Below are 12,867 nucleotides of genomic sequence, written 5' to 3' on the forward strand. Positions count from 1 at the left end.
CAAGGCGGACTTTGAAACTGGAATTCAGTCTCTCGGCACCGGCTCCGTTGAGCGGAAGCTCTCCCTTTGCCGAAACCGCTCGAGCCATGCGGAGAGTCCCGGGGCGGATCGCAGGAGAACCTTGCCCTCGTCAGCCGTCTCGAAGAGATTGAGCATCGGCGCGGCGTGGCAGTCGGCCAGCGTGAGCTGCTCTCCCAGAAGGAAGTTGCCCGGGTCGATCAGGTCTTCGAGTGTGGCAACGATCGTCCGGGCCAGCCCAAGCGCGGATGCGATCTTGACTTCGTCGGCAGGAGCGCCTCCGCGGGTTTTGGCAACCCGCTCGACATAAATATCCCAGACCAGTGTTTTGTAGGCGTAATTGTCCAGGATCGACTGGATCTGCGTCATGCGAGCCCTTGCCTGCGGTGTTTCCGGCTGAAGGGCGGGGCCGTCGAAAGCCTCGTCCACATAACGCAGGATGGCGGTGGTTTCAAAAAGCGTGAAGGTGCCGTGCTGCAGCGCCGGGATCTTGCCGAAAGGTTGCCGTTTCAAATGCTCCTGCGGCGGCCCGCCCGGCGCGAAGACATCGACCGGGTGGAGCTCATGGGCAACGCCCTTTTCCATGAGCGCCAACCGGGCGGCGCGCACATAGACCGAATAGTCGGCGCCAAAGAGGTCTGTCATGAGGTTTCTCCCGTCAGCCGGTCGAGGCGCAGCCTGTGCCTTGCGTCTGTCAGGCGCCAGAGACTGCCGTAGATTGCTCCGAGGACACCGAGGCCGGTGGCTCCGCCGATCAGGAACATGATCAGCAACTGGTACTTCACGGCTTCCTGGGGATCGACACCGGAAAGGATCTGGCCGGTCATCATGCCGGGAAGCGAAACGGCACCTGTGGCCGCCATGGCGTTGATGATGGGGGTGAAGCCGGACCGCAGGGCCTGCCGCGTGGCCGGGCGTGTCGCTTCCCAGCGGCTGCGTCCCAAAAGCAACTGGGCCTCCACCTCGCGTTTGCGCTGGGAGAGCGCCGTATGCAGCGTGTCGAGCCCGAGGCTGACGCCGGTCATGGTGTTGCCGAGCACCATGCCGAAGAGCGGCAGGGCGAATTGCGGCAGCCAGACGGGGTCCGGGCGGATCAGTCCGGCAAGCGCGTAGACGGTCACAAGCAACCCGGCGATCATCATGGCGCCGGCCCCGAGGCCGGGGCCCCATAGCCCCGTCAGGTGCCTGTTCTGGCGCGCCCAGATTTCCCGGCTGGCAAAAGCGACCATGACGGTGGCGGCAAGCAGCGTCCAAAGCAGGGAGCCGGCAAAGAATATGAACTTCAGGACGAGGCCGACCAGTAGCAACTGAACTGTCATGCGCAGCGCGGAGACGATCAGCGTACGTGTCAGGCCGAGGTTCAGGAGGATGGAAATGACGGCGTTCACGATCAGGAACACGGAAGCTGCCACCACATCGACATAGGATAGGGCGTGGTAATCGCTCATGCGTTCACTCCCTCGGCCCGGTCCTCGTGAAGGCGGCCGTCCTTCATGTGAAAGCGCCGGGCCCCCAACCTGTCAGGCTGCTCCGGGTCGTGCGTGACGAGCAAAAGGGCGGTCCCTTTCGCCCGGCAATCTTTCAGGAGTTTCTCGATACGTTCGACAGAGGGCGGGTCTAGCGCGGAAGTGGGCTCATCAAGCAGCAGTACTTCCGGTCTGTTCTGCAGGGCGCGCGCAAGGGCGAGACGCTGGCGCTCGCCGGTCGAAAGATGGCCGACTTGCCAGGAAGAGGCTTCGGCAAGGCCGACGTCCTCCAGAAGGCCGGGGAGGTCTTCCGTGGCGTTGAAGTGATCCGAGACCCGCTCGGCCCACCAGCCGCTTTCCGCCGGTACATAGGCGACCTTCCTGCGCCAGTGGGGCGCCGGCATTTTGTCCCGCGACATGCCGTCGAGGGAAACGGAGCCGCTGTTTTCGTCCAGGTCCGCAATTGCTCTGAGCAACAACGACTTGCCCGCCCCGGATGGTCCGGAAACGGTCATGCATCCGGACCTTTCCAGCGTGAAGCTCACCGGGCCGATCAGCGGCGTTTTCAGCTCTTTGAGTGTCAGCACCGGTCCTCTCCATCGCCCTCGGGCGAATCGAAGCCTATCGCGAGGCCACGAGAGGGACAATCTTGCACTGAAAACGAAAACGCTCCGAAGTTACACTTCGGAGCGTCTTGTCCCGGTTCTCTTGCAGACACACCGGCCTAGAGGTCCGCCATAGCCTTCTGGAGGTTCTCGTCGATTTTGTCGAGGAAACCGGTGGTGGTCAGCCAGCTCTGGTCCGGACCGACCAGAAGGGCCAGGTCCTTGGTCATGTAGCCCGACTCCACGGTGTTGACGCAGACGTTCTCCAGCGTCTTGGCGAAACGGGCCAGTCGATCGTTGCCGTCGAGCTTGGCCCGGTGGGCAAGGCCGCGGGTCCAGGCGAAGATCGAAGCGATGGAATTGGTCGAGGTGCTTTCGCCCTTCTGGTGCTGGCGGTAGTGGCGGGTGACCGTGCCGTGGGCGGCTTCCGCTTCCACGGTCCTGCCGTCCGGGGTCATCAGCACCGACGTCATCAGGCCGAGCGAGCCGAAGCCCTGTGCCACAGTGTCGGACTGGACGTCGCCGTCGTAGTTCTTGCAGGCCCAGACATAGCCGCCGGACCATTTCAGGGCGCTGGCCACCATGTCGTCGATCAGGCGGTGTTCGTACCAAATGCCTGCATCGGCGAATTTCTCCTTGAATTCCGCGTCGTAGATCTCCTGGAAGATGTCCTTGAAGCGTCCGTCATAGGCTTTCAGGATCGTGTTCTTGGTGGAGAGGTAGCATGGCACCTTGCGCTGCAGGGCGTAGTTCATGGACGCGCGGGCAAAGTCGCGAATGCTGTCGTCGAGATTGTACATGGCCATGGCGACGCCGGCGGAGGGGGCGTCATAGACCTCGTGTTCGATCACTTCACCATCCTCGCCGGTGAAGGTGATGGTCAGCTTTCCCTTGCCGGGGAAGCGGAAATCGGTGGCGCGGTACTGGTCGCCGAAGGCATGGCGGCCGACGATGATCGGTTGGGTCCAGCCCGGCACCAGCCTGGGTACGTTCTGCATGATGATCGGTTCGCGGAAGATGACGCCGCCGAGGATGTTGCGGATGGTGCCGTTGGGCGAGCGGTACATGCGCTTCAGGCCGAATTCCTCGACCCGGGCCTCGTCCGGGGTGATGGTCGCGCACTTGATGCCGACGCCGTGCTTCTTGATGGCGTTGGCGGCATCGACCGTGATCTGGTCGTCGGTCTCGTCGCGTTTCTGGATCGAGAGATCGTAATATTCAAGGTCGATGTCGAGATAGGGGTGGATCAGCTTGTCCTTGATGAACTGCCAGATAATCCGGGTCATCTCGTCGCCGTCGAGTTCTACAACCGGATTGTCGACTTTGATCTTTGCCATGGAACGCCCTGCCTTGCGGGTTTAATTGGAATGCAAACGAAGAGAAAGTTCCCGGTAGACTTGTACCGGAAAATCATTGTGTGCGCTTGTATACAATTATTTTGGCAAGTGCAACACGGGAACCGAAGATGACCGGGACGAAACACTGCCATTTTGACGCGCCACGGATTTCGCGGGACAGGGAGAGGGATTGATTTCGGGAGCGGACGGGATACTCCGTGCCCTGACGGTCGGATGCGGACAGGTGAGGCCGGCGCGCAGCGACAATTCGGGCGCGGGAGGATCTCAATTGTACGGGAAGGAACCCGGATCGGCGGGCGGTGGCAGAAACGTCGCAGCTATCCGAGCATTTCGGCGCGTGACTGGTGTAATGGAAGAACGGGTCGGGAATGAGCCTTAAAAACTGAAAGGGAAGCAGGTCACCCGGAATGTTTGGGTGACCTGGGTAAATGGACTATTTTCTCTCAACGGACCGGCTGATTTCGGTAATAACGCCAAAGGCCACGGCCGCCAGGATTTTCATCAGGCCACTGTCGATAGCCTGTTCCGCCGTCAGACTTCCCAGAAGAAGCACCGGGTCTGCTGCGGAAATTGCGCCGGTGACAACGCCGAAGCCCATCGCGATCTGGACGCAGCCTAGTATAAACGCGGCACCAGCGATCAGGGTTCCCAATCTTGTATAAGGCATTGCGATGTCTCTCGATGTGTATCTGATTGTGTCAGATTACGCAGAGTTTTATGATTTACAAGTAATTATTCCAAACACCCTAAATATGTAAAATTTTATCTAAGCATTTTTGTTTACGAGTATTAACGGGCTTTCTTTGGTCATGTCATTCATCTGTTAACGAATAAAAATATTCTCCCGATTTCAGGCGATTTCAACTATAAGGCACGAGCACTGGCGCGGCCCGGCAAGCGGCATGGCGCGCCGGAACCGAAATCCAGGTCTTGCCGCCTTTCCCTATGGCCGTCAGTCGCCACCCGTCACGTCGAGAGGTTCGACCAGTCCTGCAATCTCTTCCCTGAGCCATGCATGTGCGGGGTCCGCGGTTGAACGCCGGTTCCAGATCATGATGATTTCGGCCGGTTCGACCTGCATCGGCGGCTGGTAGACGTTCAGTCCCGTTGCCGGAGCGACATGATGTGCCAGTTGCGTCGGCAGCAGGGCGATGAGATCCGACCCGGCAACGGCACGATAGACACCGGAAAAAACCGGGAGAGTCATGACCACGCGCCGCTCCCGGCCGACCGTTGCCAGAGCATCGTCGGCCATCGCCCGGCTGTTGCCTTCGGGGGAAAACAGAACATGTCCGAGATCGCAGAAGAGGTCTATCGGGATCTTGTCTCCGGGTTCGAGGCCGGCCCTTTGCAGGCGGGGGTGATCCTTGCGGGCAATGACGGCGAATGAAGACCGGAACATCGGCCGGCTCTGTACCCAGTCAGGAAGGGGCAGGGCAGGAACCAGGGCGAGATCGACCCGGTAGTCGACAAGCGTGTCGACATGGTTGTCCGGCACCAGGTCGACCAGATGGATCTTCATGCCCGGCGCGCGCTCCGAGAGCCTGGCAGCCAGATCAGGCATCAGCAACTCGGCGAAGAAGTCGCTGCCGGAAATCCGGAACCTTGCTGTTGATTTTGCGGGATCGAAGGGGTCCGGGCCACGAAGCAGTACAGAGAGCTGTTCAAGGTGGTTTCTCAGCGGGTCTTCAAGGGACTTGGCAAAAACGGTTGGTTCCAGCTTCTGTCCGTGACGGAAAAAAAGTTCGTCTCCAAGAGACAGGCGCAGCCGGCGCAAGGCGGCGGAGACGGCAGGCTGGGAGAGGCCCAGTCTTTCGCCTGCCCTGACGGTGGTTTTTTCCTGCAACAGAGCGTCCAGGACCTTCAGCAGATTGAGATCGAAACCAGATAAATTCATTATGGTAATATATTATATATAAATAATAGATTTTTCATATAGATGACTTTGCGTTAGTTGTTCCGGGACGAAAGCGCTTTCGTTTCCATCTGTCCATTGGGGGAAACGATGTTAGACACACTTCTCGGTCCCGGAACCGTCGAATGGCTCGGGGTGAGCTACAAAACGATCCTGTCAACGGATGACAGTGGTGGCTCGATGTCCATCACGGATTCCGTTTCGCCGCCCAGGTCCGGTCCGCCCCGGCACATCCACCACGAGGCGGACGAGACCTTTGTTGTCCTGACGGGCGACTGCGAGTTCTGGCTGGACGGGCAGAGCTTCGTCAGAGGACCCGGAGAGACCGCCTTTGTTCCGCGCGGCAAGGAGCACACCTTCCAGGTGGTCAGCGATGTCCCGTGCCGCCATCTGGTCATCCTGACCCCGGGCGGTTTTGAAGGTTTCTTTCAGGAAATGGCGAAGGGGAACTACAGGATACCTGAGGACCTGCCGGCCATCGAGGACTGCGGACGGCGCTACCACATGACCCTTACAGGTCCGCCGCTCGGCGTGGCCGGGGAGGGGCGGCCATGAGATCGCTTGCAACCCTGTTTTTCGCAACAGGTGCGGTTTTCGCCCTGTGCGGCATGGCCTGGGGAATTCAGATGTCCGCCACCCAGGACCATACCCTGTCTCCCGCCCATGGGCACCTGAATCTGATCGGTTTTGTCGCCATGTCGGTCTTCGGGGCCTATTACGCCTTGACCCCGGCTGCTGCTGTCTCGCGGCTGGCCAGGATCCATTATGTCCTGTCCGTGGCGACCATTCTGGTGCTTGTGCCCGGCATCGTGCTGGCAATCAGCCAGGGGGCCGAGACGCTTGCCAAAGCCGGGTCCGTTCTCGCCCTGCTTACCATGGGGCTGTTCGTTTATACGGTCCTGCGTTACGGGGCCGGGGTGGAACGGCAGTCTTCGTGACGGATCAGGCGCGCCGACCGGCGCGCCTGATTTACTTCCTTAAAGCTCCCGGGCGCCGGTCGAGCGGATCTTTTTCCAGTTGGCCGCCGCCTTGGCGATGGTACCGGCCTCGTCTTTCTGAAACTCGCGGAAGATGTCTTCGTTGAGGAAGAGGTAGAGCTTTTCATCGACGATGGCAGCGAACTGCGGATCGCCGTCGAACTTCTTGCCGACACTGACGCCGAAGGTGCAGTAGCCGCCGTTCTGCGGCAGATAAGCGTCCGGATGGGCCGTGAATTTGTCCATCGCACCCTGGGAGGCAAAATAATAGGCAACACCGTCATGGACGGCGGTGTATTTCGCGGTGCCGTCGATGCGGTTGCCAAGGTCGACGAAGGCGACGGGATCGACGCCGTGAAGGCCCAGGGGAGCACCGGCGGCGGTCAGGCCGTTGGAGGTATTGTACTCGTCCGCGGCAAAAGCCGGCGCCGAAAGGGCTGCGGTGGCCAGAAGCATGGCGGCAACAAGATTTTTCGTGAAGTTCATCATGGTCTCCTGAAATGGACTTGAGTGTCGTTCCGGCCGGGTTGATCACCGGCCGCCACTACCTTGCGTCCTGGAGAGCGGCTTCTCCATGCTCATAGATCCCTCAAGATTTGCAGATCGTCCGGCCTTCTGCGTAAAAAAAACACCGGCTGGAAACCGGTGTTCTTTCTTCGGCAGAGCGCGCCGCGTGACAATCATGCCGGCTGGGCCTGAGTTTCCTCCGGCTTGTGCAGACCGACGACGGTCAGGACGGCCATGGCGTTGACGAGGTAGTATGCAAAATCGATGCCAGAGAAGCCGAGGGCGAATGCGGCTGCAAGAAACACGACCCCAACGGCAAAATCCACCTTGAGATGGAGGGAATAGGGCAGGATCCGGATAAGGCCGGTTTCGTGGTCGGTGAGGATCGTCAGGGCCAGCGCAGCCAGACCGGTGACGAACGAGAGCCAGAACGCAATCGGGTTGGACTGGCCAAGGTTCAGCAGATAGGGAAGGGTGATCAGCGCCAGCGCGACCGGATAATCCAGATAGGCGTGCATGGTCTTGGTGACAAAGCGGAAGGACATTCTCAAAACTCCAGTTGGTTGCGGGAAACAGGCATCAAGCCCGCTGCCATAAGAATGTTCGTGCCTGTCCGTTTGATCCATGTACGAAAGTCCTCAATAATTGATCGATCGTCCGGGAGACTTGCGCATGGGGGCATTGCTTCGCACACTCCATGCAATCTGAAGCGACCGGAAGCAGTCTCATGAAGAATGATGCCCTCAGCCAGATCCTGGATGCGCTGAAACTGCGCGGATCGGTCTATTTTCACACCAATTTCTCGCCGCCCTGGGCGGTCAGGGTGCCGGCGTTCGGCAATGTGGCGCGGTTTCACATGGCCATGCGCGGAGCCTGCTGGCTTTCCGTCGAGGGGCTGGACAAGCCGCTTTACCTGGCAACGGGCGACCTCGCGGTCATTCCGCATGGCGCTGCTCATGTTCTCAGCGATGAACTGGGCCGGAACGCTGCCAGCGTCGATGAGGTGGTGGAGCAGTCCGGATATACGGGGGAAGGGGCGCTTTATTTTGGCGGACCGGAGGAGGAGCAGAGCTGCAAGCTGTTCTGCGGCCATTTCGAGTTCGAGGAGGGATCCGTCCATCCGATCCTGGAGGCGCTGCCGTCGGTCATCCATGTTCCCAACACCGAGACGATGAATGCCTTCTGGCTGGAAGCGGTCATGCGCTTCGTGGCAAGCGAGGTACGTGCCGGCATGCCGGGGTCGGATGCCATTGTCCACCGGCTGACTGAGATCCTCTTCATCCAGGTGGTGCGCACCTTTGTCGACAGGGAGGGCGACAGGGCGGGATGTCTGGCGGCGGTGCTGAACCCGAAGCTCGGCCGAAGCATGTCCCGGATTCACCGGGAACCGGAAAAACCCTGGACGGTCGAAACGCTGGCCCGCGAGGCCGGCATGTCGCGCACGGTCTTCGCCGAACGCTTCACCTCCCTCGTCGGCATGACGCCGCTGGCCTATGTCACCCATTGGCGCATGGAGCGCGCGCGCCGGGAGATCCGCGACACGGATCTGCCCTTGATCGATATCGCCGAGCGGATCGGCTACAGCTCGGAAGCTGCCTTCAACAGGGCCTTCAAGCGGCAATTCAACCAGACGCCGGGCCAGGTGAGGCGGTCGCCGGATGCGATACATGCCGGATAGGGTGAGCTGGAAACCGGACAGGCGAAGGGGCCGGGGCGGCGGACTTTCCGCCCCCGCTTTTCAGGAGATTTCCGAAAACCGCACACCCTTGAACCTGCGCACCGGATTTCCCCGCTCCAGTTGCCGGTGGAGCAGGTTTTGAGTCGATTTTTCCCGCGCCAGCCTCTCCTGTTCTTGCAGGATGAGTTTGGCCGCCAGGCGGTCGAGCGCGACCTGGCGGTTGCGATGCTGTGAGCGCTCGTCCGTGGATACGGCGCAAACACCGGTTTCCGTATGCGTGACCCGGACACCGCTGTCGGTGGTGTTCTGGTGCTGGCCGCCCGGTCCGCCGGAGCGGAAAGTCTCCACCTTGAGCGATTTCAAATCGAGGACCGCTTCCGGATGGTCCTCATCCCTCACACCGAAGACACCGACAAACCAGTTGCGCCGCTTGTGATGCGGACGGAACGGACTTGGGCAGGTCCATTGCACCGTTCCCCGCCACCTCATGGCAAGCCTCTCCGCGCCTTCGCCCGTCAGGGAGACAAGGGCGGAGGGGGGCTCCGGCAAGTTGCCGGGAATTTCCGCCCGGAAGAGGAGGTTTTTATCCCGTGCCTCCTGTTCCAACCGTCGCAGGACGTGGGCGACGGCCAGGCAACACTCGTGCGGGCCATCGCCACTGGTGATCAGAAGGCGGATTGCTGTCTGCCGTGTCATCGCGCGGCCCTCCGCTCTTTCAGGCGGCGCTGCTTGTCCCGCCTAGCCGGTTCTCGAATGTCGGAGACCGCCTTTTTGAAGGTCAGCAGCGGCTGGAGGCGGGCTACCGCCCCGGCAAGACCGAAGGATTGCAGATCCTTCAGCACCTGTGCCGGGTCCTTGTAGGCATTCGGAGCCTCCTCGATCAGAAGCTGGAGGTCTTCGCAGACCACCTTGCCGCCGAAGGACGTCCGTTGAAGGGTTTCCCTGTCCGACTTTGTCGTGCCCGCACGCCCGGTCATGGACCGCCGGTCGTATTTGCGGCCCGATCCATGCGCCAGGGAGGCAAGGGCGTCCGGCTCTGCGTGAAGCGGTTTCAGGAGATAGCTGTAGGCATCCCTGGAACCGGCAAGCGGAACGAGGGGGAGATCGGCCTTGGCCGCTCCCTTTCGGTGAAGAAAACATCCCGCGTTTCGCTCGACCAGATTGTGCGGAGCGTCCGCAATGAGGCGGATCTCGCAACGCAGGGCCTCGGCTGCCCTTTCCGCAATGATCCGGCGGTTCAGACTTGCCCAACGCACCGCCTGACCATGAGCTGCTAGATAAGCCTTGCCCGGTTTGCCGTCCGGAGCCAGCCCGCCGAAACTGCCGAGGACGGAACCGAAAACAGACACGCCGAGCGAGCGCGACCCGGAATGCACCAGCAGCACAAGATCGCCCCCGATCAGGCCCGTGGCGGACAGCGCGGCCTCATCGGATACGCTTTCCACGAATTGCAATTCGCAGAAGTGGTTGCCACCACCGATGGTGCCGAGCGCCTGGGCGTGCAGGCCGGCCGGCAGATCTTCCGACGCAAGACGCGCGGCGGCATCGCCGGACCAGACACCTTCCAGCGCCCGAAGCCTTTGTGCCGCCTTGTCCACCTTCAGCTTGCGCCGGGGCAGGCCCAGGGCAAAGAGCGACATGCCGCAGCCGATGTCGTTGCCGATCAGCTGCGGGTAGATCCGGTCGGCGAGAATGGCGCTGCCGACCGGTCCGTACTTGCCCGGGTGCAGGTCCGGAAAAGCCGCGACCCTTGAAACGCCAGCCATGCCCGCAACCAGAGTGAGTTGATCTTCCGCCGCGCCTTCTATCCATGCACAGTCGGAATAATAACGATGGATGGGTGCCACGCAGCCGTCCGGCGCCGCACCATTCCTTTGAGAAGTGCCCATGTCGGGAACCTTTTTGAAAACAGGAAAAGCCACAGGTGCAAGAGGATCTTGCCCTGATCTGCCTCCGGCGCACCGCTAGCGCGGTTTAGCGAAGGATGGCGGCCCCTTTGGGCGCGCGGCGCATGGTCGTCATGTCCGGATGTCCCGTCTTCAAATCAGATAACACCGCATGCTGCGGTAGACGGTCAGATAGGTTCGTTGAGAGCTTTGCACAAGCGGAAAGCGCAATCGCCTTCGATCCGGTTGCCCGGTGATGCGCGAGTGCAACGGCTTTTGCATGCGGTCCCGGCCGGCCCCGAGGGCTTCAGTGTCTTGTCGTGCCGCCGCGTTCCTTCAGGAGCAGATCGAACAGGAACGGCACGTTCATGGAACCGAAGCGGGTCGCACGTGCGACACCTTCATCGGAGATCTCCACGATGCCGAGCATCTTGTAGAGCCGGAAAAGATAGTTTGAAGACTGGTCCAATTCGAAATCGTAGCGGGGATCTGAGAAGAACATCCGGAATGTGTGCAGGGCCTCGAGCGGAAATCCTGAGTGATGCTCTCGCAGGTTTTCAAACTTTCTACTGAACTCTTCCAGCGGTTCCCTGTTGCCGCCGAGCTCATCCAACTGGATGCGCTGCGCGATGACGAAGTCCGCGACATGCTCTTTGCCGTAGTCGGTTAAGCCGCGTTCGACCAGATGTCCCTGCAGCTCTTCGGGCAGGGGCTTTTCCGTGACGCTCATGTAGCCGAGGTGTTCCAGCCGGGCATAGATTTCGTTCGTGACGCTGCCCGGTCCGGTCATGAAGACGGGTTCGTGCTCGTCGTCGATCAACTGGATCCCGCCGCGCAGAGTCGAAAAATCGCCTTCGCTGAGTGCGTGGACCAAAAAGCACGTATCCGGCCACCACTTCGGAGAATGAGTGTCCTCAGTCTGCGAAAAGAGCGGGAATTCTTCTCCGGCGCCATTCCGGACGACCGGATATTGTTCCTTTTTTCCGGTGAACACGTTAGCTGCACTCCCTGACACAAACAAAAGGGCGGCCGGAGCCGCCCTTCTTCTACCTATTCATGTCGGAGCAGATCAACCGATGATGCCGTTGAGCGTTGCGCTCGGGCGCATGACGGCGTCAACCTTTGCCTGCGGGGCGTGGTAGTAGCCGCCGGTATCGGCCGGGACGCCCTGGACGCCGTTGAGTTCGCCGACGATCTTCTCCTCGTTGGCGGCAAGGGCTTCGGCGACCGGGGTAAAATGCGCCTTCAGGTCCGCGTCCTTGTCCTGCGCCGCCAGGGCCTCGGCCCAGTAAAGCGCGATGTAGAAATGGCTGCCGCGGTTGTCGAGGCCGCCGACCCGGCGGGCCGGTGACTTGTCGTTGTCGAGCAGCTTTTCAATGGCGCCGTCCAGCGCATCGGCCAGAACCTGAGCCTTGGCATTGTCCTTGACGTTGGCGAGATGTTCCAGTGACGCGCCGAGGGCGCAGAACTCGCCAAGGGAATCCCAGCGCAGGTAGTTCTCTTCCATGAGCTGCTGGACGTGCTTCGGCGCGGAGCCGCCTGCGCCTGTCTCGAACAGGCCGCCACCGTTCATCAACGGCACGATGGAGAGCATCTTGGCCGAGGTGCCGACTTCCAGGATCGGGTAGAGATCGGTCAGGTAGTCGCGCAGCACGTTGCCGGTGATGGAGATGGTGTCCTGCCCACGCGCAATACGCTCAGTGGAGTATTTCGCGGCCTCGGTCGGAGCCATGATCTGAAGATCGAGACCGGAGGTGTCGTGCTCCGGCAGGTAAGCCTCGACTTTCTTGATCAGTTCCGCGTCGTGGGCTCTGGTCTTGTCCAGCCAGAAGACGCCCGGCATGCCGGAGAGGCGGGAGCGGGTGACGCCGAGCTTGACCCAGTCGCGGATCGGCGCGTCCTTGGTCAGGCATGCGCGCCAGATGTCGCCCTCTTCGACGGCATGTTCGATAAGCGTGTTGCCGCTTGCATCGACGATGCGGATGGTGCCGTCGGCAGGGGCCTTGAAGGTCTGCGGGTGGGAACCGTATTCCTCGGCCTTCTGGGCCATCAGGCCGACGTTTGGCACGGTGCCCATTTTGGACGGATCCAGCGCGCCGTTGGCCTTGCAGAAATCGATGACGGCGGAATAGACGCCGGCATAGGAACTGTCCGGGATGACGCATTTGGCGTCACCTTCCTTGCCGTCCGGGCCCCAGCCCTTGCCGCCGGCACGGATGAGAGCCGGCATGGAGGCGTCGATGATGACGTCGGAGGAGACATGCAGGTTGGTGATGCCCTTGTCCGAGTTCACCATGTACATGGCCGGGCCGTTGTCGAGGGCGGCCTTGATGTCGGCGCTGATTTCGGCGGCCTTGTCGGCGGGAAGGGTCGCGACCTTGGCTTCCAGGTCGCCGATGCCGAGATCCGGATTGACGCCGAGCTCAGTGAAGGTGGCGGCATGTTTGTCGAAGACGT

General features: G+C 61.0%; 15 protein-coding genes. 3 read left to right on the forward strand and 12 right to left on the reverse strand.

Translation table 11 applies throughout. The features are described from left to right. Positions 1 to 24: 24 nt before the first annotated feature. The 6 genes from ACQY7U_RS19765 to ACQY7U_RS19790 form a co-directional block, all read right to left on the reverse strand. The gene (locus ACQY7U_RS19765) at positions 25 to 663 is read right to left on the reverse strand and encodes a glutathione S-transferase family protein (RefSeq protein WP_428648216.1); all 639 of its coding nucleotides are present in this window, start codon (positions 661 to 663) and stop codon (positions 25 to 27) included. Continuing rightward, positions 660 to 1,466 (reverse strand): ABC transporter permease, encoded by an 807-nt coding sequence (locus ACQY7U_RS19770; protein WP_428648219.1) that lies wholly within the window; start codon positions 1,464 to 1,466, stop codon positions 660 to 662. Before ACQY7U_RS19770 ends, ACQY7U_RS19765 begins: the two co-directional genes overlap by 4 nt. After that, entirely contained in the window at positions 1,463 to 2,071 is a 609-nt protein-coding gene (locus ACQY7U_RS19775) for an ABC transporter ATP-binding protein (protein WP_428648221.1), read from the reverse strand. Before ACQY7U_RS19775 ends, ACQY7U_RS19770 begins: the two co-directional genes overlap by 4 nt. A gap of 137 nt (positions 2,072 to 2,208) precedes the next feature. After that, complete coding sequence (locus tag ACQY7U_RS19780; protein ID WP_428648224.1) at positions 2,209 to 3,426, reverse strand: NADP-dependent isocitrate dehydrogenase; 1,218 nt, start codon at positions 3,424 to 3,426, stop codon at positions 2,209 to 2,211. A 454-nt stretch (positions 3,427 to 3,880) separates the two neighbouring features. Further along, positions 3,881 to 4,114, reverse strand: coding sequence for a hypothetical protein (locus ACQY7U_RS19785; protein ID WP_428648227.1), 234 nt, complete (start codon positions 4,112 to 4,114; stop codon positions 3,881 to 3,883). A gap of 285 nt (positions 4,115 to 4,399) precedes the next feature. After that, on the reverse strand, positions 4,400 to 5,344 hold the full coding sequence (locus ACQY7U_RS19790) for a LysR family transcriptional regulator (protein ID WP_428648230.1): 945 nt from the start codon (positions 5,342 to 5,344) through the stop codon (positions 4,400 to 4,402). A 108-nt stretch (positions 5,345 to 5,452) separates the two neighbouring features. Between ACQY7U_RS19790 and ACQY7U_RS19795 the strand changes: the two genes are divergently transcribed. Both ACQY7U_RS19795 and ACQY7U_RS19800 read left to right on the forward strand, forming a co-directional pair. Continuing rightward, complete coding sequence (locus tag ACQY7U_RS19795) at positions 5,453 to 5,917, forward strand: cupin domain-containing protein (protein ID WP_428648233.1); 465 nt, start codon at positions 5,453 to 5,455, stop codon at positions 5,915 to 5,917. Then, the gene (locus ACQY7U_RS19800) at positions 5,914 to 6,300 is read left to right on the forward strand and encodes a hypothetical protein (RefSeq protein ID WP_428648235.1); all 387 of its coding nucleotides are present in this window, start codon (positions 5,914 to 5,916) and stop codon (positions 6,298 to 6,300) included. The genes ACQY7U_RS19795 and ACQY7U_RS19800 overlap by 4 nt, the downstream gene beginning before the upstream one ends. Positions 6,301 to 6,339: 39 nt before the next feature. Here ACQY7U_RS19800 and ACQY7U_RS19805 read toward each other — a convergent pair whose 3' ends face one another. Together ACQY7U_RS19805 and ACQY7U_RS19810 are read right to left on the reverse strand one after the other, a co-directional pair. Then, a complete protein-coding gene (locus ACQY7U_RS19805; protein WP_428648238.1) occupies positions 6,340 to 6,825 on the reverse strand; it encodes a YHS domain-containing (seleno)protein in 486 nt (161 codons plus the stop codon). A 194-nt stretch (positions 6,826 to 7,019) separates the two neighbouring features. Next, positions 7,020 to 7,391 carry a hypothetical protein gene (locus ACQY7U_RS19810; protein ID WP_428648241.1) on the reverse strand — a complete coding sequence of 124 codons (372 nt, stop codon included), beginning with the start codon at positions 7,389 to 7,391 and terminating at the stop codon, positions 7,020 to 7,022. Positions 7,392 to 7,573: 182 nt separating this feature from the next. Between ACQY7U_RS19810 and ACQY7U_RS19815 the strand changes: the two genes are divergently transcribed. Next, positions 7,574 to 8,524: an AraC family transcriptional regulator gene (locus tag ACQY7U_RS19815; RefSeq protein ID WP_428648243.1), complete on the forward strand. Its 951-nt coding sequence runs from the start codon at positions 7,574 to 7,576 to the stop codon at positions 8,522 to 8,524. 60 nt (positions 8,525 to 8,584) lie between these two features. Here ACQY7U_RS19815 and prfH read toward each other — a convergent pair whose 3' ends face one another. The 4 genes from prfH to ACQY7U_RS19835 form a co-directional block, all read right to left on the reverse strand. After that, the gene (prfH, locus tag ACQY7U_RS19820) at positions 8,585 to 9,220 is read right to left on the reverse strand and encodes a peptide chain release factor H (protein WP_428648246.1); all 636 of its coding nucleotides are present in this window, start codon (positions 9,218 to 9,220) and stop codon (positions 8,585 to 8,587) included. Beyond that, complete coding sequence (locus ACQY7U_RS19825; RefSeq protein ID WP_428648249.1) at positions 9,217 to 10,413, reverse strand: RNA ligase RtcB family protein; 1,197 nt, start codon at positions 10,411 to 10,413, stop codon at positions 9,217 to 9,219. The genes prfH and ACQY7U_RS19825 overlap by 4 nt, the downstream gene beginning before the upstream one ends. A gap of 304 nt (positions 10,414 to 10,717) precedes the next feature. After that, positions 10,718 to 11,284: a hypothetical protein gene (locus ACQY7U_RS19830; RefSeq protein WP_428648252.1), complete on the reverse strand. Its 567-nt coding sequence runs from the start codon at positions 11,282 to 11,284 to the stop codon at positions 10,718 to 10,720. Positions 11,285 to 11,479: 195 nt separating this feature from the next. Continuing rightward, on the reverse strand, positions 11,480 to 12,867 hold a 1,388-nt coding region (locus ACQY7U_RS19835), incomplete at its 5' end, for an NADP-dependent isocitrate dehydrogenase (protein WP_428648255.1).

It is taken from the genome of Roseibium sp. (genome assembly GCF_050301095.1).
Taxonomy (GTDB): Bacteria; Pseudomonadota; Alphaproteobacteria; order Rhizobiales; family Stappiaceae; genus Roseibium.

What these genes read in the sequence shown, in the direction of transcription:
- ACQY7U_RS19765 (WP_428648216.1), bottom strand. Translation starts at nt 663, where the DNA reads ATGACAGACCTCTTTGGCGCCGACTATTCGGTCTATGTGCGCGCCGCC.
- ACQY7U_RS19800 (WP_428648235.1), top strand. Translation starts at nt 5,914, where the DNA reads ATGAGATCGCTTGCAACCCTGTTTTTCGCAACAGGTGCGGTTTTCGCC.
- ACQY7U_RS19795 (WP_428648233.1), top strand. Translation starts at nt 5,453, where the DNA reads ATGTTAGACACACTTCTCGGTCCCGGAACCGTCGAATGGCTCGGGGTG.
- ACQY7U_RS19790 (WP_428648230.1), bottom strand. Translation starts at nt 5,344, where the DNA reads ATGAATTTATCTGGTTTCGATCTCAATCTGCTGAAGGTCCTGGACGCT.
- prfH (WP_428648246.1), bottom strand. Translation starts at nt 9,220, where the DNA reads ATGACACGGCAGACAGCAATCCGCCTTCTGATCACCAGTGGCGATGGC.
- ACQY7U_RS19770 (WP_428648219.1), bottom strand. Translation starts at nt 1,466, where the DNA reads ATGAGCGATTACCACGCCCTATCCTATGTCGATGTGGTGGCAGCTTCC.
- ACQY7U_RS19810 (WP_428648241.1), bottom strand. Translation starts at nt 7,391, where the DNA reads ATGTCCTTCCGCTTTGTCACCAAGACCATGCACGCCTATCTGGATTAT.
- ACQY7U_RS19805 (WP_428648238.1), bottom strand. Translation starts at nt 6,825, where the DNA reads ATGAACTTCACGAAAAATCTTGTTGCCGCCATGCTTCTGGCCACCGCA.
- ACQY7U_RS19825 (WP_428648249.1), bottom strand. Translation starts at nt 10,413, where the DNA reads ATGGGCACTTCTCAAAGGAATGGTGCGGCGCCGGACGGCTGCGTGGCA.
- ACQY7U_RS19785 (WP_428648227.1), bottom strand. Translation starts at nt 4,114, where the DNA reads ATGCCTTATACAAGATTGGGAACCCTGATCGCTGGTGCCGCGTTTATA.
- ACQY7U_RS19780 (WP_428648224.1), bottom strand. Translation starts at nt 3,426, where the DNA reads ATGGCAAAGATCAAAGTCGACAATCCGGTTGTAGAACTCGACGGCGAC.
- ACQY7U_RS19815 (WP_428648243.1), top strand. Translation starts at nt 7,574, where the DNA reads ATGAAGAATGATGCCCTCAGCCAGATCCTGGATGCGCTGAAACTGCGC.